Annotated in this window: 17 protein-coding genes; 8 read left to right on the top strand and 9 right to left on the bottom strand. The window is 72.6% G+C overall.

Annotated elements, in window-relative coordinates; translation table 11 throughout:
* The first annotated feature begins 2 nt into the window (after nucleotides 1-2).
* Complete coding sequence (locus CBP52_RS13675) at nucleotides 3-1364, top strand: serine/threonine-protein kinase (protein ID WP_094181418.1); 1362 nt, start codon at nucleotides 3-5, stop codon at nucleotides 1362-1364.
* The gene (pknB, locus tag CBP52_RS13680) at nucleotides 1364-3415 is read left to right on the top strand and encodes a Stk1 family PASTA domain-containing Ser/Thr kinase (RefSeq protein ID WP_094181419.1); all 2052 of its coding nucleotides are present in this window, start codon (nucleotides 1364-1366) and stop codon (nucleotides 3413-3415) included. Before CBP52_RS13675 ends, pknB begins: the two co-directional genes overlap by 1 nt.
* Nucleotides 3416-3472: 57 nt before the next feature.
* On the opposite strand, the gene CBP52_RS13685 is transcribed toward pknB, so the two are convergent.
* Genes CBP52_RS13685 through CBP52_RS13695 form a run of 4 tightly spaced genes read right to left on the bottom strand, consistent with a single transcriptional unit; the run spans nucleotide 3473 to nucleotide 5958 of the window.
* Entirely contained in the window at nucleotides 3473-4096 is a 624-nt protein-coding gene (locus tag CBP52_RS13685) for an aminodeoxychorismate/anthranilate synthase component II (protein ID WP_094182390.1), read from the bottom strand.
* 2 nt (nucleotides 4097-4098) lie between these two features.
* The gene (locus tag CBP52_RS17655; RefSeq protein WP_166772060.1) at nucleotides 4099-4257 is read right to left on the bottom strand and encodes a hypothetical protein; all 159 of its coding nucleotides are present in this window, start codon (nucleotides 4255-4257) and stop codon (nucleotides 4099-4101) included.
* Between the two features lie 37 nt (nucleotides 4258-4294).
* A complete protein-coding gene (locus CBP52_RS13690; RefSeq protein ID WP_094181420.1) occupies nucleotides 4295-5086 on the bottom strand; it encodes a class E sortase in 792 nt (263 codons plus the stop codon).
* The gene (locus CBP52_RS13695; RefSeq protein WP_094181421.1) at nucleotides 5083-5958 is read right to left on the bottom strand and encodes a DUF881 domain-containing protein; all 876 of its coding nucleotides are present in this window, start codon (nucleotides 5956-5958) and stop codon (nucleotides 5083-5085) included. Before CBP52_RS13695 ends, CBP52_RS13690 begins: the two co-directional genes overlap by 4 nt.
* Before the next feature lie 260 nt (nucleotides 5959-6218).
* Between CBP52_RS13695 and CBP52_RS13700 the strand changes: the two genes are divergently transcribed.
* Nucleotides 6219-6473, top strand: a complete 255-nt coding sequence (locus tag CBP52_RS13700; protein WP_094182391.1) for a cell division protein CrgA — start codon at nucleotides 6219-6221, stop codon at nucleotides 6471-6473.
* Nucleotides 6474-6670: 197 nt separating this feature from the next.
* Here the strand turns inward: CBP52_RS13700 and CBP52_RS13705 are convergent, their stop codons facing one another.
* Nucleotides 6671-7585 carry a rhomboid family intramembrane serine protease gene (locus CBP52_RS13705; RefSeq protein WP_198303612.1) on the bottom strand — a complete coding sequence of 305 codons (915 nt, stop codon included), beginning with the start codon at nucleotides 7583-7585 and terminating at the stop codon, nucleotides 6671-6673.
* Nucleotides 7582-8121, bottom strand: a complete 540-nt coding sequence (locus CBP52_RS13710) for a peptidylprolyl isomerase (RefSeq protein ID WP_094181423.1) — start codon at nucleotides 8119-8121, stop codon at nucleotides 7582-7584. The genes CBP52_RS13705 and CBP52_RS13710 overlap by 4 nt, the downstream gene beginning before the upstream one ends.
* 99 nt (nucleotides 8122-8220) lie before the next feature.
* Between CBP52_RS13710 and CBP52_RS13715 the strand changes: the two genes are divergently transcribed.
* The 4 genes from CBP52_RS13715 to CBP52_RS13730 all read left to right on the top strand — a co-directional run bounded on the left by CBP52_RS13715 (nucleotide 8221) and on the right by CBP52_RS13730 (nucleotide 13875).
* Complete coding sequence (locus CBP52_RS13715; RefSeq protein WP_094182392.1) at nucleotides 8221-9135, top strand: hypothetical protein; 915 nt, start codon at nucleotides 8221-8223, stop codon at nucleotides 9133-9135.
* 232 nt (nucleotides 9136-9367) lie between these two features.
* Nucleotides 9368-12268, top strand: coding sequence for a glycoside hydrolase family 9 protein (locus CBP52_RS13720; RefSeq protein ID WP_094181424.1), 2901 nt, complete (start codon nucleotides 9368-9370; stop codon nucleotides 12266-12268).
* Between the two features lie 156 nt (nucleotides 12269-12424).
* Complete coding sequence (locus CBP52_RS13725; RefSeq protein ID WP_232514501.1) at nucleotides 12425-13084, top strand: GNAT family N-acetyltransferase; 660 nt, start codon at nucleotides 12425-12427, stop codon at nucleotides 13082-13084.
* A gap of 71 nt (nucleotides 13085-13155) precedes the next feature.
* Nucleotides 13156-13875 (top strand): hypothetical protein, encoded by a 720-nt coding sequence (locus CBP52_RS13730; RefSeq protein WP_094181426.1) that lies wholly within the window; start codon nucleotides 13156-13158, stop codon nucleotides 13873-13875.
* A 90-nt stretch (nucleotides 13876-13965) separates the two neighbouring features.
* On the opposite strand, the gene CBP52_RS13735 is transcribed toward CBP52_RS13730, so the two are convergent.
* Genes CBP52_RS13735 through CBP52_RS13745 form a run of 3 tightly spaced genes read right to left on the bottom strand, consistent with a single transcriptional unit; the run spans nucleotide 13966 to nucleotide 16597 of the window.
* Nucleotides 13966-14790, bottom strand: a complete 825-nt coding sequence (locus tag CBP52_RS13735; protein ID WP_094181427.1) for an ABC transporter permease — start codon at nucleotides 14788-14790, stop codon at nucleotides 13966-13968.
* Entirely contained in the window at nucleotides 14787-15608 is an 822-nt protein-coding gene (locus CBP52_RS13740) for an ABC transporter permease (protein WP_094182393.1), read from the bottom strand. The genes CBP52_RS13735 and CBP52_RS13740 overlap by 4 nt, the downstream gene beginning before the upstream one ends.
* Nucleotides 15609-15655: 47 nt before the next feature.
* Nucleotides 15656-16597 (bottom strand): ABC transporter ATP-binding protein, encoded by a 942-nt coding sequence (locus CBP52_RS13745; protein ID WP_232514503.1) that lies wholly within the window; start codon nucleotides 16595-16597, stop codon nucleotides 15656-15658.
* 130 nt (nucleotides 16598-16727) lie between these two features.
* Here CBP52_RS13745 and CBP52_RS13750 point away from each other — a divergent pair, with 130 nt between their 5' ends.
* Nucleotides 16728-17000 (top strand): GlsB/YeaQ/YmgE family stress response membrane protein, encoded by a 273-nt coding sequence (locus tag CBP52_RS13750; protein ID WP_094181428.1) that lies wholly within the window; start codon nucleotides 16728-16730, stop codon nucleotides 16998-17000.
* Nucleotides 17001-17098: the final 98 nt, after the last annotated feature.

Raw genomic sequence — 17098 nt, forward strand, 5'->3', positions numbered from 1 at the left:
TCATGAGGACCACGGCGGGCCAGGCGCTCGGCAACCGCTACCGGCTGGTGCGGCAGATCGCCGTCGGCGGCATGGGCGAGGTGTGGGAGGGGTACGACGAGTCGCTCGCGCGGCCCGTGGCGGTCAAGGTGCTCAAGGAGGAGTTCGCGGGGGACCAGGGCTTCCTCGAGCGGTTCCGCACCGAGGCGCGCAACTCCGCGGCGCTGTCGCACGCGAACATCGCGCAGCTGTTCGACTACGGCGAGCAGGACGGCTCGTCGTACCTGGTCATGGAGCTCGTCACCGGCGAGCCGCTGTCCGACCTGCTCGAGCGCGAACCCGTGCTGCCCGTGCGTCGGCTCCTGCCGATACTCGCCCAGACCGCGCGGGGGCTGCACGCCGCGCACGAGGCCGGCGTGGTGCACCGTGACGTCAAGCCGGGCAACATCCTGCTGGGCCGCGGCGGGCGCGTGAAGATCACCGACTTCGGCGTCTCGCTCGCGCGCAACCAGATGACCATGACGGCCACGGGCATGGTCATGGGCACCGCGCAGTACCTGTCGCCCGAGCAGGCCGTGGGGCGCCCGGCGACCCCGTTGTCGGACCTGTACTCGCTGGGGATCATCGCGTACGAGTCGCTCGTCGGGCACCGCCCGTTCACCGGCCCCACCGCGGTGGACATCGCGGTCGCGCACGTCAACACGCCCGTCCCGCCGCTGCCCAAGGCGGTCGACCCGAAGCTCGCCGACCTCGTCGTGCGCCTGCTGTCGAAGGACCCCGCGCAGCGGCCGACCTCGGGCGCCGCGCTCGCGCGCGAGCTCGACCGGCTGCTGCCGCGCACCCCCGCGGGCGGTGTGCCCGTGATCGTGTCCCGGCCCACCCCGCGGCCGCTCACGCCTCCGCGTGCGCCGACCCCCGTCGGCGTGCCGCCGGGCACCCCGCCACCGCCCGGCCCTGCCACTCCCGGCCCTGCCACTCCCGGCACCGCCACTCCCGGCACCGCCACTCCCGGCACCGCCGCACCCGCGGGGTCCGGCGCGCAGCCGCCCTCCTACCCCCCGCGGCGCGACCTGCGCCCGGACTCGGTGCCGCCGCGCCCGCCGGCCACCGGACGGGGCACGCTCCAGGGGTCCGGACCCCGGCTCGGCCGGTTCGGCCGGATGAGCTGGCCGCTGCTCGCGCTCGTCCTCCTGCTCGGCGCGCTGCTCGGCGCGGCGCTCGCCGGACAGCTCACCAAGGCGGACTCCGCACCCTCCGGTGCCGCTCTCGCCCGTATCGTGACCTGGACGTCCGTCGCTCAGGCCCCACCAGGTGGGATGATCGGCCCGGATGTCAGCCCTGCGCGCGTCGACCAGGGACCCCAGACGGAAGTGAAGGACGCCTAGTGGTGGACAGCGGACCCCGCCTCCTCGCCGGCCGGTACGAGGTCGGTGAGCTCATCGGCCGCGGCGGCATGGCCGAGGTGCACATCGGCCACGACACGCGGCTGGGCCGGACGGTCGCGATCAAGATCCTGCGCTCCGACCTGGCCCGCGACCCGTCGTTCCAGAACCGGTTCCGCCGCGAGGCGCAGGCCGCCGCCGCGCTGAACCACCCGGCGATCGTCGCCGTGTACGACACGGGCGAGGACATCGTCACCGAGCCGACGGGCGTCGTCGCGCACGTGCCGTTCATCGTCATGGAGTACGTCGAGGGCCACACGGTCCGCGACATCCTGCGCGACGGGTCCGCGGTGCCGATCGAGGAGGCCGTCGAGATCACGATCGGCGTGCTCTCCGCGCTCGAGTACTCGCACCACGCGGGCATCGTGCACCGCGACATCAAGCCCGCGAACGTCATGCTCACGCCCACGGGCGCGGTCAAGGTCATGGACTTCGGCATCGCGCGCGCCGTCGCCGACTCCGCGGCGACCATGACGGCCACGCAGGCCGTGATCGGCACCGCGCAGTACCTGTCGCCCGAGCAGGCGCGCGGCGAGCAGGTCGACGCTCGCTCCGACCTGTACTCCACGGGCTGCCTGCTGTTCGAGCTGCTCACGGGGCGGCCGCCGTTCACGGGCGACTCGCTCGTGTCGGTGGCGTACCAGCACGTGCGCGAGGCCGCGCCCGTGCCGAGCTCGTTCGCGTCCGACGTGCCCGAGTCGCTCGACCGCATCACCATGAAGGCGCTCACCAAGGACCGCGACGCCCGCTACTCGAACGCCGCGGAGTTCCGCGCCGACCTCGAGGCCGTGCTGCGCGGCGGCGTCGTCAGCGCTCCCCCGGTCGGCATGGCCGCGGTGTCGGCCGTCCCCGCGACCGACGCCACGCAGGTGATGTCCCCGACCGCGACGACCATCGCCCCGACGCAGGCGTTCCCGCCCGCGACGCCCTGGGGCTCGACCGGCATCGGCAACGACCTCGCCGCGGCCGGCTCCGACGAGGACGACGACGAGAACAAGCGGCCCTGGCTCATCTGGGTGCTCGTGGGGATCGCCGTGCTCGCCGTCGCCGGGATCGTCGCGCTGCTCGTCGCCAACTCCGGCTCGGACGACCCGAAGACCGTGGCCGTGCCGACCGTCGTCGGGCTGACCGAGGACGAGGCCGTGGCCGCGCTCCAGGCTGCCGACCTGGTACCGGGCCAGCGCACCCAGGAGGGCTCGACCACGGTGCCCGCGGGCCAGGTCATCAGCTCGAACCCCGCCGAGGGCACCGAGGTGGAGCTCGAGAGCGTCGTCGACTACGTCGTGTCCTCCGGGCCCGACTCGGTCGAGGTCGAGGACGTCTCCGGGCGGACCGAGTCGCAGGCCGAGCAGGTCCTGGAGGGCCAGGGCCTGACGGTCAACGGGGACCGCAAGGAGGACAACAACCCGAGCTTCCCCAAGGGCCAGGTCACCAAGACCGACCCGCCCGCGGGTGAGCAGGTCAAGGCGGGCAGCTCGGTGACGCTGTACGTCTCCACGGGCAACGTCGACCTGCCCGACCTGGTCGGCATGAGCGAGAAGGACGCGCTCGCCAAGCTCGCCGAGCTCAAGCTCGTCGCGACGGTCAACAAGGTCACGACGACCGAGCACGAGGCCGGCAAGGTGTTCGAGCAGGACCGTCCCGCGGGCCTGGTGCCGCAGGGCACGCAGGTGACCATCCAGGTCGCCGTGGCCCCGGAGACGGCGCGCATCCCGGACAACATCAACGACATGACGTTCTCGGAGGCGACGCAGGCGCTCGGCGCGCTCGGCTTCTCGAACATCCGTCGTGAGGAGCAGGCGTCCGACGAGGAGCGCGACAGCGTCCTGTGGACCGAGCCGGGCCCGGGCACCGAGCTGCAGCTCGACGACCTGATCGTCATCTACGTCTCGTCCGGCCCGCCGGAGCAGACGCAGCAGCCGGACCCGGGCGACACGCAGTCGCCGGGTCCCGGCAACGGCGGCGGCAACAGCCGGGGCAGCAAGGACGGCTGACTCGCGGGGGCCGGCCCCGGCAGTCGATGACGGGCCGGCCCGCACGCGGGCCCGGGGCTAGAGGCGCACGAGCGGGTGCAGACCCGCCGACCGGGCGACGGCCTGCTCGTCGCCGCACAGCTCCAGCCAGTTCGCGAGGAGCCGGTGACCGCCCTCCGTCAGCACCGACTCGGGGTGGAACTGGACGCCGTACAGCGGCAGCGTGCGGTGCTGCAGGCCCATGATCACGTCGCCCGTGCGCGCGGTGACCACGAGCTCGTCGGACACCGTCCCGTCGACCACCGCGAGCGAGTGGTAGCGCGTCGCGGTGAACGGGCTCGGCAGGTCCGCGAGCACGCCCACACCGTCGTGCGTGACCTCGCTCGTCTTGCCGTGCATGAGCTCGGGCGCGTGCGTGACGGTCCCGCCGAACACCTCCCCGAGGGCCTGGTGCCCGAGGCACACCCCCAGCATCGGGGTGCCGGTCGCCGCGCACTCGCGGATGACGTCCATGCTGCGGCCCGCCTCGGCCGGCGTCCCGGGCCCGGGCGACACGAGCACGCCGTCGAACCCGGTGCGCTCCTCGAGCGGCGGCACCGCGTCGTTGCGCACGACGACGGTCTGCGCGCCGAGCTGGTCGAGGTACCCGACGATCGTGTAGACGAACGAGTCGTAGTTGTCGATCACGAGAATCCGGGTCATCGTCACTCACCCACCGTGGTGTCGTTGAAGGGCATGTACGGCGCGACCGCCGGGAAGACCCACACGAAGCAGGCCGCGAGCACCGCCACCGCGAGCACCGCGAGCACCAGCACGCGCACCGCGGCCGGCCCGGGCAGGTGCCGCCAGAGCCATGCGTACATCATCGCCTCCCGTCGGCCGGCACGTCGCGGGCATTCATCATGCGTCCCCGAGCAGCTCGGCGGGCGTGCCGTCCGCGACCGGGGCCCAGTAGTCGAGCACGCCGTGCACCACGTACCGCTCGCGCGCGGAGAACATCGGGTGGCACGTCGTCAGGGTGATGAAGCGCTCGGTGGGCGACTCGCCGGGCCGGTCCGGCACGGGCGCGATGACCTCGGTCTGCGACGGGCGCACGACCTGCCACGACGTCACGCGGTACACGTACCAGGTGTCCGAGCCGGGGCCGCCGTCGACGGTCGCCGTGCGCACGACGAGCGCGTCACCCTCCCGCAGCTCCGCGATCCGGTTGAACGGCTTGGCGAACGTGGTGCGGTGCGCGGCGAGCGCGAGGTTGCCCACACCGCCCGGCATCGCGGTCCCCGGGTAGTGGCCGACGCCCAGGACGTCGAGCACCGTCGCCCGGTCGACGCCCTCGCTCACGGGACGCTCCGGCTCGCCGTCCCAGCGCGGCACCTGGATCGTCGCGAACGTGGTCGCGTGCGGGACCTCGGCCATGACGGGCGGGTCGTCGCGCCGGGGGCTCGCGACGAGCGGTCCGCCGGGCGCGCTGGGCGCGGGCGTGGGCACCTCGACGCGCGGCAGCTCCCGGACCACCTCGGCCTGCGCCCGGTTGCCCTCGACGTCCGTCCACCACAGCTGCCAGACCAGGAACGCGAGGACGAGCACACCGGCGGTGATGAGCAGCTCGCCCAGCACGCCGAGCGCGCCGTACGCCACGCGCGCACCGCGCGAGGGTCGGCGACGTGCGCGGACATGGGTCGGTGTGGTCATCCGGGCGTGGGTCCCCCGCTCTCGGCCGCCCGGGTGCCGGACCCGTCGGTGCCGGCGGTGCCGCGGAGGGACGTGACCTTCTGCTCGGCCACGGACGCGGCGGCCTCGTCGAGACCGGGCAGCACCTCCGTGCCCTCGGGCACCGTTGCGTGCCGCAGGTCGGTGGGGCCGGAGTACGCGTCGATCAGCAGATCGTCGTCGGCCTCGACCGACCAGCCGAGGCCGACCGACGCCGCGTCGGCACGGTACGCGGTGACCTCGGGCGAGTCGGCAAGAGCGGCGCGCAGGAGGTCGGGGTCGCCCACGGCGCGGATGACGTAGGGCGGTGAGTACACCTGCCCCTGCAGGCGCAGCACGTTGCCGACGCAGCGGAACGCGCTGGTCGAGATGACCCGCTGGTCCATGAGCGACATCGCCTCGGCGCCGCCGGCCCACAGCGCGTTCATGACGGCCTGGATGTCCTGCTGGTGCACGACGAGCACGTCGGGGCTGATGTCCTCGAGGCCCGGCTGGTCCTGCGGGGCGTCGTCGAGCGTGACGGTGAGCCCGGGACCGGCGACGGGCAGGACGCCCGACTCGACACGGAACGCGGTCGGCGGGTCGGCGATCTCGGTGCCCGCGGCGGCCGCGGCCGACTCGGTGAGCGCGTCCACCTGGCCGCGCAGCGCGTCGACCTCGGACGTGAGCCCCGCGACGCGGTCGACCTCGGCGATCGCGAGCTCGCGCAGGTCCTGGGGGTGGCGCTCGGCGTCGGACGCGCGCGCGAACTTGGCGTTCGCGGCGAACAGCGCACCGGACAGCGCGAGCACGATCGTCACCGAGGCGGTGCCGCGCGCGACGCGACGGTTCGCGCGGTGCGTGCGCTCGATCACGCGCTCCTCCCTCGGGCTGCGCCCCGGACGTCGCCGGGGCCGGCGTGCTGCTGGTGTCCTGCTGGCCGACGGTCCGCGCCGGCACGGTATTGTCGCCCACTACGCTAGGCGATGGTGCCGACCGTCCGGTTTCGGCCTGGTCTCGATCCCGGTCCCCCGTGGGCCGCCGAGCCCGGCCCCGTGCGCAGGCCCCGTCCGACCCCACCCGGTGGGGGTACGCATCCGCGGGTGCGTCCCTCGTCGCAGAGCAGGAGATCTCGGTGCCCGAGTCGAAGTCGCGCAAGAAGGCCACGTACACGCCGCCGCCGGCGAAGGCCGCGCCCAAGCCCAGCCCGCGCTGGTGGGTCCCCGTGATGCTGGGGCTGATGCTCGTGGGCCTGGTGTGGATCGTGACGTTCTACATCGCCCGCTCGACGAACGGCGCGGACCTCCCCCTGCCGATCGGGAGCTGGAACCTCGCGGTCGGCGCAGCGCTGATCATCGCCGGCTTCAGCATGACGACGCGCTGGCGCTGACGCGCGCCCCTGACGCCGCCGCACGTACGAGAGGCGCCGCCCCGGACCGGGGTCGGCGCCTCTCGTCGTCTCTCGTCGCGTCCTGACGACGGATCCGGGACCACGCCCGTCATCCCCAGCGGTGGACACAGCTGTGGATAACTACACGCGTGTAGTTCCACCCGTGTGACTCGTCCGCAGGCGCGCCACGGCGGTCGTCAGCCCTGGCCGAAGAACGCCGTCCACAGGACGTCACGCGGCAGTGTCCACAGCTCGCGGACCTCCGCCGGCGCCTGCCCGTACGCCCACGTCGTCACCGCGACGAGCAGAACGAGCGTCACCACGGGCAGCGCGACCGCGACGAGGCGGCGGCGGTCCCGGGGCGCGAACGCGTACCCGGCGGCCACGAGCGCGCCGACGACGAGCCCGCCCAGGTGCCCCTGCCAGGAGATCCCGGGCACCACGAAGCTGAACACCATGTTGACCGCGATGATCCCGAGGATGCTCTGCGCGGGATGGCCCGACCGCCACATGACGACGAACGCGGCCCCGAACAGCCCGAAGATCGCCCCGGACGCGCCCACCACCCCGCCGTACCAGCTCGACCAGCCCAACGCGGCGGACAGCAGCACCACGACCGACCCGCCGAGCGCGCTCAGCAGGTAGAGCGTCACGTACCGCGCGCGGCCGAGCTGCAGCTCGAGGTACGGGCCGACGGCCCACAGCGCGACCATGTTGAGCAGGATGTGGAAGAACGAGCCCTCGGAGTGCAGGAACGCGGCCGTGAGGAAGCGCCACGGCTCCTCGTGGCCCCAGAACGGCGAGTAGTACCAACGGTTCGTGAAGTCGGGGACCGTCCGTTGCGCGATGAACGCGACGACGCACACCGCGATGATCGTGAGCGTCACGACGGGCCGGATGCCCGGGCGCACCACGCCGCCGAACTGCGTGCGCGCGGTGCGCTGCGTCGACGCGGCGTCCCGCACGCAGTCGACGCACTGCACGCCGACGGCCGCGGGACGCTGGCAGTCGGGGCACACCGGCCGCCCGCACCGCTGGCACCGCACGTACGCGACGCGGTCCGGGTGGCGCGGGCAGACCGGTGGCTGCTCTGGCTGCTCGCTCAGCGTCAGTCCTCGATCTCGACCGACTCGATCACGACGTCCTGCACCGGGCGGTCACCGGGACGCGTGGGGCTCGTCGCGATCGCGTCGACCACGGCGCGGCTCGCGTCGTCGGCGACCTTGCCGAAGATCGTGTGCTTGCCGTTGAGCCACGTGGTCGGGGCCACCGAGATGAAGAACTGCGAGCCGTTGGTGCCGCCGACCTTGCCCGTGACCGGGTCGAGGCGCTTGCCGGCGTTCGCCATGGCCAGCAGGTAGGGCTCCGAGAAGCCGAGCTCCGGGTGGATCTCGTCGTCGAAGTTGTAGCCCGGGCCGCCGCGGCCCGTGCCGAGCGGGTCACCGCCCTGGATCATGAAGCCCTCGATGACGCGGTGGAACACCGTTCCCGCGTAGAGGGAGTCGGTGCGCTTGGCACCCGTCGCCGGGTCCGTCCACTCCTTGGTGCCCTTCGCCAGGCCGACGAAGTTCGCCACGGTCGTGGGTGCGTGGTTGGGGTAGAGCTCGATCCGGATGTCACCGGCCGTCGTGTGCAGGGTCGCGAACATGCGGCCAAGTCTGGCACGGCACTCGTCGCCGGTCCGCTGCACGCGCGCCCTCGCGGTGGCAGAGTGGGAGGTCAGCACCCGGACCCGTGGGGAGTGGACATGCCTTTGAAGAGCCGGCCCAACATCGAGGTCGACACCGAGCAGCTCAAGAAGCAGGCAGGTCTGGCAGCCGACCAGGCCAAGGCCGCGGCGGGCACGCTCAAGGACGCGAGCTCGACGGCGGCGTCGAAGGCCGCGGACGCGGCCGTCCTCGCCAAGGAGTGGACCGCGCCGCGCGTCGAGGCCTTCGTCGACTGGCTGCTGCCGCGCGTCGACCACCTGTACAAGGAGAGCGTGAAGGCCGCGGCACCCAAGGTCGAGCAGGCCGCCGAGAAGGTCTCCCCGGCCATCGACACCGCGCACGACAAGCTCGTGGACGAGGTCCTGCCGCGGCTCGTGCAGGCCGTCAACGACGCCGCCGAGCGGGCGGGCGCGGCCGCGGAGAAGGCGGTCGACGCCGCGTCGGCGAAGGCCGCGGCCGGCGTCGCGAGCGCTGCGGCCGCCGCGGCGGCCAAGAAGGAGAAGAAGCACACCGGGGCGAAGGTGTTCTGGACGCTCCTGGGCCTCGTCGGGCTCGGTGCCGCGTTCGCCGCGTGGAAGCGGTCGCAGGACACCACCGACCCGTGGGCCGAGCCGTGGGAGCCGACCGACGGGCTCGGCTCGTCGAGCGCGCCCGCCGCGCACGGCGACACGCTCCGCGAGCGCACGGCCGACGCCGCGGGTGACGCCGCGGACGCGCTGGGCGAGGCGGCCGGTGCGGCCGTCGCCAAGGGCCGCGACGCCGCGAGCAAGGCCGGCCACAGCATCGCCGAGGCCAAGGAGGAGCTCGGGGAGAAGTTCTCCGAGGCCAAGGAGGAGCTGGGCGAGAAGCTCGGCGAGGCCAAGGACGCGGCGGCCGGCACGGCGCGCAAGGCGACGCGGCGCGCGGCACCGAAGAAGCCGACGACCGACGAGCCCGCCGGCGGCGAGGTGTGAGCCGCACCCGCTGAGGCTCGAGCCTGACGCACGAGCCCGACGCACGACTCCTCGGGGCCCGGCCACCGTCACGGTGCGCCGGGCCTCGTCGTGCGTGCGGGGGACGCTCGGCGATGAATCGTTTAGTTCGTTGTGGTGGTTCGTCCCCCGATCCGACGATTCGCCTGGCGTGTCGCACCGGGGCGACGTCTCGGCCGCGACCGCCAGTGTCCGCGCGTCGGGAAGAGGAGCCATGCGTCGCCGAACCCAGTCCCCCTATCCATCCCGCCGGGTCACCGGCACCCACCGCGGCCGCGGGCGCACCCGCCTCGCCGCCGGTCTGAGCCTCGCCGTCGCGGCGAGCGCGCTCGTCGTCCCCCTGGCGACGTCCGCGAGCGCCGCCCCCGCGTACAACTACGCGGAGGCCCTGCAGAAGTCGATGTTCTTCTACCAGGCCCAGGCGTCCGGCGACCTGCCGGCGAACTACCCCGTCTCCTGGCGCGGCGACTCCGGCATGTCGGACGGCTCCGACGTCGGCGTCGACCTCACGGGCGGCTGGTACGACGCGGGTGACCACGTGAAGTTCGGCTTCCCCATGGCCTTCACGACCACGATGCTCGCGTGGGGCGCCGTCGAGTCCCCCGCCGGCTACACCAAGTCGGGTCAGCTCGACGAGCTCAAGGGCAACCTGAAGTGGGTCAACGACTACTTCATCAAGGCCCACACCAAGCCCAACGAGCTGTACGTGCAGGTGGGCGGCGGCGAGGCCGACCACAAGTGGTGGGGCCCGGCCGAGGTCATGACGATGGCCCGCCCGGCGTACAAGATCACCGCGTCCTGCCCGGGCTCCGACGCCGCGGCCGAGACGGCCGCCGCGATGGCGTCGTCGTCGCTCGTCTTCGCGGACTCCGACCCGTCGTACGCGGCGACGCTCGTCACGCACGCCAAGCAGCTGTACTCGTTCGCGGACACGTACCGCGGCGCGTACTCCGACTGCGTCAAGGACGCGCAGGCGTACTACAAGTCGTGGTCGGGCTACCAGGACGAGCTCGTCTGGGGCGCGTACTGGCTGTACAAGGCCACGGGTGACGCGACGTACCTCGCCAAGGCGGAGGCCGAGTACGACAAGCTCGGCACCGAGAACCAGTCGACGACGAAGTCCTTCAAGTGGACCGTCGCGTGGGACAACAAGCAGTTCGCGACGTACGCGCTGCTCGCCATGGAGACCGGCAAGCAGAAGTACGTCGACGACGCGAACCGCTGGCTCGACTACTGGACCGTCGGCGCCGAGGGGCAGCGGATCGCCTACTCGCCGGGCGGCATGGCCGTGCTCGACTCGTGGGGCGCGCTGCGGTACGCCGCGAACACCTCGTTCGTCGCGCTCGTCTACTCCGACTGGATCACCGACTCGACGCGCAAGGCCCGCTACCAGGACTTCGGCGTCAAGCAGATCAACTACGCGCTGGGCGACAACCCGCGCAAGTCGTCGTACGTCGTGGGCTTCGGCACCAACCCGCCGACGATGCCGCACCACCGCACCGCGCACGGCTCGTGGCTCGACTCGATCACGACGCCCGCCGCCTCGCGCCACGTGCTGTACGGCGCGCTCGTCGGCGGACCGTCCGCGGCCAACGACGCGTACAAGGACGACCGGCAGGACTACGTCGCCAACGAGGTCGCGACCGACTACAACGCCGGCTTCACCTCGGCGCTCGCCTACCTGGTGGACCGGTACGGCGGCACGGCGCTGACGAACTTCCCCGTGGCCGAGACGCCCGACGGTGACGAGATCTTCGTCGAGGCGCAGCTCAACCAGGCCCCCGGAAGCACGTTCACCGAGGTCAAGGCCATGATCCGCAACCAGTCGGCGTTCCCGGCACGGTCGCTCACCAACGGCAAGCTGCGCTACTGGTTCCGCACCGACGGCTTCGCCGCGTCCGACGTGACGCTCGCGGCCAACTACTCCGAGTGCGGTCCGCAGTCCGGCAAGGGCGTCTCCGCGGGCGGCGACCTGGCGTACGTCGAGCTGTCGTGCGTCGGCCAGAACATCCACCCGGGCGGCCAGTCGCAGCACCGCCGCGAGATCCAGTTCCGCCTCACCGGCCCGGCCGGGTGGGACGCGACCGACGACCCGTCGTTCACCGGCCTGACCCAGACGGGCCTCGCCAAGACGAAGAACATCACGATGTACGACGGCACCACGCTCATCTGGGGCACCGAGCCCACGGGCACCCAGGTGCCGGACGACACCACGGCACCCACGGCGCCCGGCCTGCCGGTCGCCTCGGCCGTGACGTCGACCAGCGCGACGCTCACCTGGCCCGCGTCGAGCGACGACACGGGCGTCGTGGGCTACGACGTCTACCGCGTCCAGGGCACGACGAGCACGCTCGTCGCCTCCCCGACGGCCGCGACGACGTCGCTCACGGGCCTGACCGCGGGCACGGCGTACACGTACTCCGTCAAGGCGCGTGACGCCGCGGGCAACGTCTCGGCGTCGTCGCCGTCGGTCACGTTCACGACGACGACCGCTCCGGCCGACACGACCGCACCGACCGTCCCGGGCACGCCCGCGGCGACCGCGGTCACGACGACCGGCGCGCTGCTCACCTGGGCCGCGTCGACCGACTCCGGCTCCGGCGTCGCGAAGTACGAGGTGCTGCGGGTGTCCGGCACGACGAGCACGCTCGTCGGCTCGCCCACCACGCCGTCGTTCACGCTCACGGGGCTGACGCCCGACACCTCGTACTCGTACGCGGTGCGCGCGGTCGACGCCGCGGGCAACACGTCCGCCGCCTCCACGGCCGTCACGTTCCGGACGCTCGAGGAGACGACGACGCCCCCGGGCACGTGCAAGGTCACGTACACGCCCAACAGCTGGAACACCGGCTTCACCGCCTCGATCAAGGTCGCGAACACCGGCACGTCGCCCCTGACGTGGTCGCTCGCGTTCGACCTGACCGCGGGCCAGAAGCTGTCCAGCGGCTGGAGCGCGACGTGGGCGCAGTCGGGGACGACCGTGACCGCGACCGGGCAGTCGTGGAACGCGACGCTGGCCCCGGGCGCGAGCACCGAGATCGGCTTCCAGGGCACGCACAACGGCCAGAACCCGAGCCCGACGACGTTCACCGTCAACGGCACGGCCTGCAGCTGACGCTGCACCGCACCGGCGAGGGCCGGCACCCCACCACGGGTGCCGGCCCTCGCCGTGTCCGGCGCCGACCTGTCCGGGCGCAGGTGGGCGGGCCAGAATGCTCTTGCCGCCGGGGTGCCGGGGTCGGTTGGGTGGGGCGATGGACCTCGTCGAGATGTGGCCCCCGCGGGCGTGCGCGTGCAGTGCGGCGACCTGGAGCTGCGGTACCTGGACGACGAGCTGCTCACCCGGCTCGCCGCGCTCGGCGGCGAGGGGATCCACGACCCCGCGACGATGCCGTTCACGCGCTCCTGGACCCGCGGCACCCCCGAGGAGGTGCGGCGCTCGATCCTGCAGCACCAGTGGGGGCTGCGCGGGTCGTTCTCGCGCGAGAAGTGGTCGCTCGAACTCGCGGTGCTGCGCGACGGCGAGGTGCTCGGCATCCAGGGTCTGTACGCGCAGGACTTCGCGGTCACGCGCGAGGCCGAGACCGGCTCGTGGCTCGGCCTGCGGCACCACGGCCGCGGCGTGGGGACGCGCATGCGGCTGGCGATCCTGCACCTGCTGTTCGAGGGCCTCGACGCCGAGCGTGCGACGACGTCCGCGTTCGCGGACAACGGCCCGTCGAACGGCGTCACCCGCAGGCTCGGCTACGAGGCCAACGGCGAGTCGCTCGTCGCACGCGAGGGCGCACCCGCGCGGTCGCTGCGCTACGTCATGCACCGCGCGGCCTGGGCGGGCCGCGGGCCGGAGCAGCGGCCCGACGTCGTGCTGCACGGCGTGCCCGCGCTGCGGACGTTCCTCGGGCTCGACGAGGCCGAGGGCTCTTCCCGCTGACGGCGGGTTCGGCCAGGCTGGGGTCGTGGTGCGTCCCGCGCGAGGGACGCACCACCGAGGGGGGTGAGGAGTTGGCGAGGACCGACCACGCGCGTGGCGCGCGCCGGTTCGCGGTCGAGCGGGCGCTCGCGCCGCACGTCGACCCGCAGTGGGCCCAGGACGTGCTGGTCGAGCTGAGGGTGCTCGGCGTCGACGGCACCGACATCGCCCGCGTGCTGTCCGACGTCGAGGTGCACGTCGTCGCGACCGGTGAGGCCGCCGCGGCGGCCTTCGGCGACCCCGTCGACTACGCGCGCTCGCTCGCGCTGCCGGTGGAGCCCGGTGACGGGCAGGACGCCCGGGGCGTCGACGTCCTGCAGAGCGCGGCGCAGATCGTCGGCGTGATCGTGCTGTTCGAGGGCGCGTCCGCGCTCGGTCGCGGCGAGGACGCCGTGCTGACCTGGGGGATGCTGTGCTCGGCGCTCCTGGCGACCGGCGCGACGGCGCTGCTCCTGCGGCACGGCGAGCGTGTGCTGCGCGCGGTGGTGCGGTCCCGCGCGCGCCGGCTGCTGGTCTCTGTGCTGGTCTCTGCGCTGGTCGTCGCGATGGTCGTCGCCGTGCTGCTCGTCGTGCTCCCGACGCTCCTGCTCACCGCGGCGGCGTTCACGGTGCGGGCGCCTGTCGCGCTCGTCGTCGGCTGCGTCCTGTTCCTGGGTGCGACGACGCTCGGCATCGTCCGCGCCGCGCGCGTCCCGAGGACCCCGTGTGGCTCGCCGAGCACGACACCCCGCAGCACCGCTGGCTGTGGCTGAGCTCGGTCCCGCTCGTCGCCGCCGTGGTGCTCGGCGTGGTCGCGATGTACTTCCTGGGACGCGCGTCCTGAGCGGTCGGCCCTCCCCCGGTCAGGACAGGAACAGAGCGCGCAGCCGGCTCGTCGTGAACGCGACGCCGACCGCGATCATCGCCGCGAAGTACCCCACGTGCACGAGCATGCCGACGTGCAGCGCACCCGTGGTGAGGCCGCGGACCAGCTCGACCGCGTGCCACAGCGGCAGCGCCTTGATGAGCCACTGGATGGGCTCGGCGTAGACCGACAGCGGGTAGAACGTCGCCGAGAACAGGAACATCGGCAGCATCACGAAGTTGATCCAGTCCATCTGCTGGAAGGTCTTCATGTAGCTCGTGACGGCCATGCCCAACGACGCGAAGCCGAACGCGATCAGCAGGACCGCGGGGATCGCGAGCACCGCGGTCCATGACAGGTTGAGCCCGAGCACCTGCATGACGGTCATGAACCCGACCGCGTAGACCCCGCCGCGCAGCAGGGCGTACACGATCTCCCCCAGCGCGACGTCCAGCGGGCCGATCGACGTGGCGAGCATCGCGTCGTACAGCTTGCCGAAGTGCATCTTGAAGAAGACGTTCCACGTCGAGTCGTAGATCGCGCCGTTCATCGCGGACACCGCGAGCAGCGCGGGGGCGATGTACGCCGCGTACGGCACCTGCTCCCCCGTGCCCAGCGTGACGTCGCCGATGAACGAGCCGAGACCCCAGCCCATCGCGAGCAGGTAGAACACGGGCTCGAAGAAGCCCGAGACGACGACGGTCCAGTTGCTCGCCTTCGTGGCCGACAGCGCTCGCTCGACGACCGCGCGCACGTTGCCGGCGTACAGCGCGCGCACGCTGCCGGCACGCCGCTCGTCGGTGGGGACGGTGGTGGTCGTCATCCGCGCAACCTCCCTGTGAACACGCGTCGCGCCACGAACCAGCCGACCGTGGCCAGCACGAGCAGCACCGCGACGTGCGCGGCCCACGGCCATGCGCCCGGCCCCGGGCCGTACGACGCGAGGCGGCCGAGCTCGCTCGCGTGCCAGATGGGCGAGACCCACCCGACCCACTGCAGGCCGACCGGGAGCGTGTCGAGCGGGTAGAACGTGCCGCTGAACAGGAACAACGGCGTGAAGACGAACCGCTGGACCATCGCGAACTGGCCCTTGTCCTCCTTCAGGCTCGCGGAGAACGCGAGCAGCGGCAGCCCGAAGGCCAGGCCGGCGAGCACGCCCACCGGCACCATGAGCGCACCCGCGAGCGGGTCCCCTACCGCGCCGAACGCCACGATGAGCAGGTAGTAGGCGGCCGAGACGAACACCATGCGCAGCGTCACCGCGATGACCAGGCCCGTGCAGATCTGCTGCGGCGACACCGGCGAGGCGTTCATGCCCCAGAACACGCGGCGCCACCGGAAGCCGCCCATGACGGTGTACGTGAACTCCTCGGTCGTCACCGAGACCGCGGCGGTCGCGAGCAGCGCGGGCGCGACGAACCACAGGTAGTCGATCGGGCCGTCCGGGCCGCTCGCGACCGGCACGTCCAGGAACGCCGCGAGGCCGAGGCCGATGCCCAGCAGGTAGAGCAGCGGGCTGCCGATGCCCGTCATCACCACGGTCCAGCCGTAGGAGCGCATCTGCTTGAGCTGGTGCTCGGCGATGTACCACGCGCCGAACCGGCGCGGCCGCGACGCACCGGCCCGCGCGGCGCCGACCATCTCGTCCGTACCCGGGCTGCGGCTCGTCGTCTCGCTCGTGCTCGGGCTCACTCGACCAGGCTCCGCCCGGTCAGGCGCAGGAACACGTCCTCGAGCGAGGACCGCCGCACGAGGCTCGTCGTCGGGTGCAGCCCGAGGAGCGTCACGCGCTCGAGGAGAGCCTCACCGTCGTCGGTGTACAAGAGCACCCGGTCCGGAAGTACCTCGTGCCGGTCTACCAGGTGCGCGAGCTGCTCGGCAGCCGACGCGTTGCGGTCGGAGCCGAACCGCAGCTCCACCACCTCGCGCGTCGAGTACTCGCGGATCAGCGCCGACGGAGAGCCCTCGGCCATGATCCGGCCGTGGTCCACCACGATCAGCCGGTCGCACAGCTGCTCGGCCTCGTCCATGTAGTGCGTGGTCAGCACGAGCGTGGTGCCGCGCTCCTTGAGCCGGAACAGCCGGTCCCACAGCACGTGCCGCGCCTGCGGGTCGAGGCCCGTCGTCGGCTCGTCGAGCATGAGGATGCGGGGCTCGTTGATGAGCGCGCGGGCGATCGTCAGACGTCGCTTCATGCCGCCCGACAGGTCGTCGACCCGCGCCCTCGCCTTGTCCTCGAGCTGCGCGAACGTCAGCAGCTCGTCGGCCCGGCGCGCGCACTCCGCGCGCGGGATGCCGAAGTACCGGCCGTACACGATGAGGTTGTCGCGCACCTTGAGCTCGGTGTCGAGGTTGTCCTCCTGCGGCACCACGCCCAGCTGCGAGCGGATCTCCGGCCCGTGCGTGTCCGGGTCCAGCCCGACGACCCGCAGCTCGCCGGCGGTGCGCTGGGACACCGCCCCGATCATCCGCATCGTCGTCGACTTGCCCGCGCCGTTCGGCCCGAGCAGCCCGAAGGACTCCCCCGGCGGGACCTCGAAGTCGATGCCGTCGACGGCCGAGAACTCCCCGAACCGCTTGGTCAGCCCGCGCGCGGAGATGACGGGGGACAGGGAGCTCGGTGCGGTCACAGTCGGCCACGGTAGCCGCGCGCACCGACACCTGCCGAACCCTTTCGGCTCCGCTCTCGCCGTGCGGACCGCACATATCGCCCGTATGGTCCATTACCTGCCAGAACCCCTCGATGTCAAGGAGTTCGACATGACCATCACCGGCATCATCAGCGCGATCATCATCGGCGCCATCATCGGCGTCCTCGGGCGGCTCTTCGCCCGCGGCCGGCAGCGCATCGGCGTGCTCGGCACGATCCTCGTCGGGATCGTCGCCGCACTCGTCGGCACGTTCCTCGCCTCCCTCATCGGCGTCAAGGAGACCCCCGGCGTCGACTGGATCGAGCTCGCCCTCCAGATCGGCCTCGCGGTGCTGTTCGTCAGCGCCGTGTCCGGCAGCCGGCGCCGCCGCGCCCTGCTCTGACCCGACGCTCTCGCGTCGGACACGCACCGCCGCGTCGTCGTCCCCCGACGACGTGCACGTCCCGGAGCCGGCGGGTGGGAGCCCTTGGGCCCTGCCCG

The organism is Cellulomonas sp. PSBB021 (assembly GCF_002240455.1).
In the GTDB taxonomy this organism is placed as follows: domain Bacteria; phylum Actinomycetota; class Actinomycetes; order Actinomycetales; family Cellulomonadaceae; genus Cellulomonas; species Cellulomonas uda.

What these genes read in the sequence shown, in the direction of transcription:
- CBP52_RS13750 (WP_094181428.1), top strand. Translation starts at nt 16,728, where the DNA reads ATGACCATCACCGGCATCATCAGCGCGATCATCATCGGCGCCATCATC.
- CBP52_RS13715 (WP_094182392.1), top strand. Translation starts at nt 8,221, where the DNA reads ATGCCTTTGAAGAGCCGGCCCAACATCGAGGTCGACACCGAGCAGCTC.
- CBP52_RS13690 (WP_094181420.1), bottom strand. Translation starts at nt 5,086, where the DNA reads ATGACCACACCGACCCATGTCCGCGCACGTCGCCGACCCTCGCGCGGT.
- CBP52_RS17655 (WP_166772060.1), bottom strand. Translation starts at nt 4,257, where the DNA reads ATGTACGCATGGCTCTGGCGGCACCTGCCCGGGCCGGCCGCGGTGCGC.
- CBP52_RS13720 (WP_094181424.1), top strand. Translation starts at nt 9,368, where the DNA reads ATGCGTCGCCGAACCCAGTCCCCCTATCCATCCCGCCGGGTCACCGGC.
- CBP52_RS13740 (WP_094182393.1), bottom strand. Translation starts at nt 15,608, where the DNA reads ATGGTCGGCGCCGCGCGGGCCGGTGCGTCGCGGCCGCGCCGGTTCGGC.
- CBP52_RS13735 (WP_094181427.1), bottom strand. Translation starts at nt 14,790, where the DNA reads ATGACGACCACCACCGTCCCCACCGACGAGCGGCGTGCCGGCAGCGTG.
- CBP52_RS13685 (WP_094182390.1), bottom strand. Translation starts at nt 4,096, where the DNA reads ATGACCCGGATTCTCGTGATCGACAACTACGACTCGTTCGTCTACACG.
- CBP52_RS13710 (WP_094181423.1), bottom strand. Translation starts at nt 8,121, where the DNA reads ATGTTCGCGACCCTGCACACGACGGCCGGTGACATCCGGATCGAGCTC.
- CBP52_RS13675 (WP_094181418.1), top strand. Translation starts at nt 3, where the DNA reads ATGAGGACCACGGCGGGCCAGGCGCTCGGCAACCGCTACCGGCTGGTG.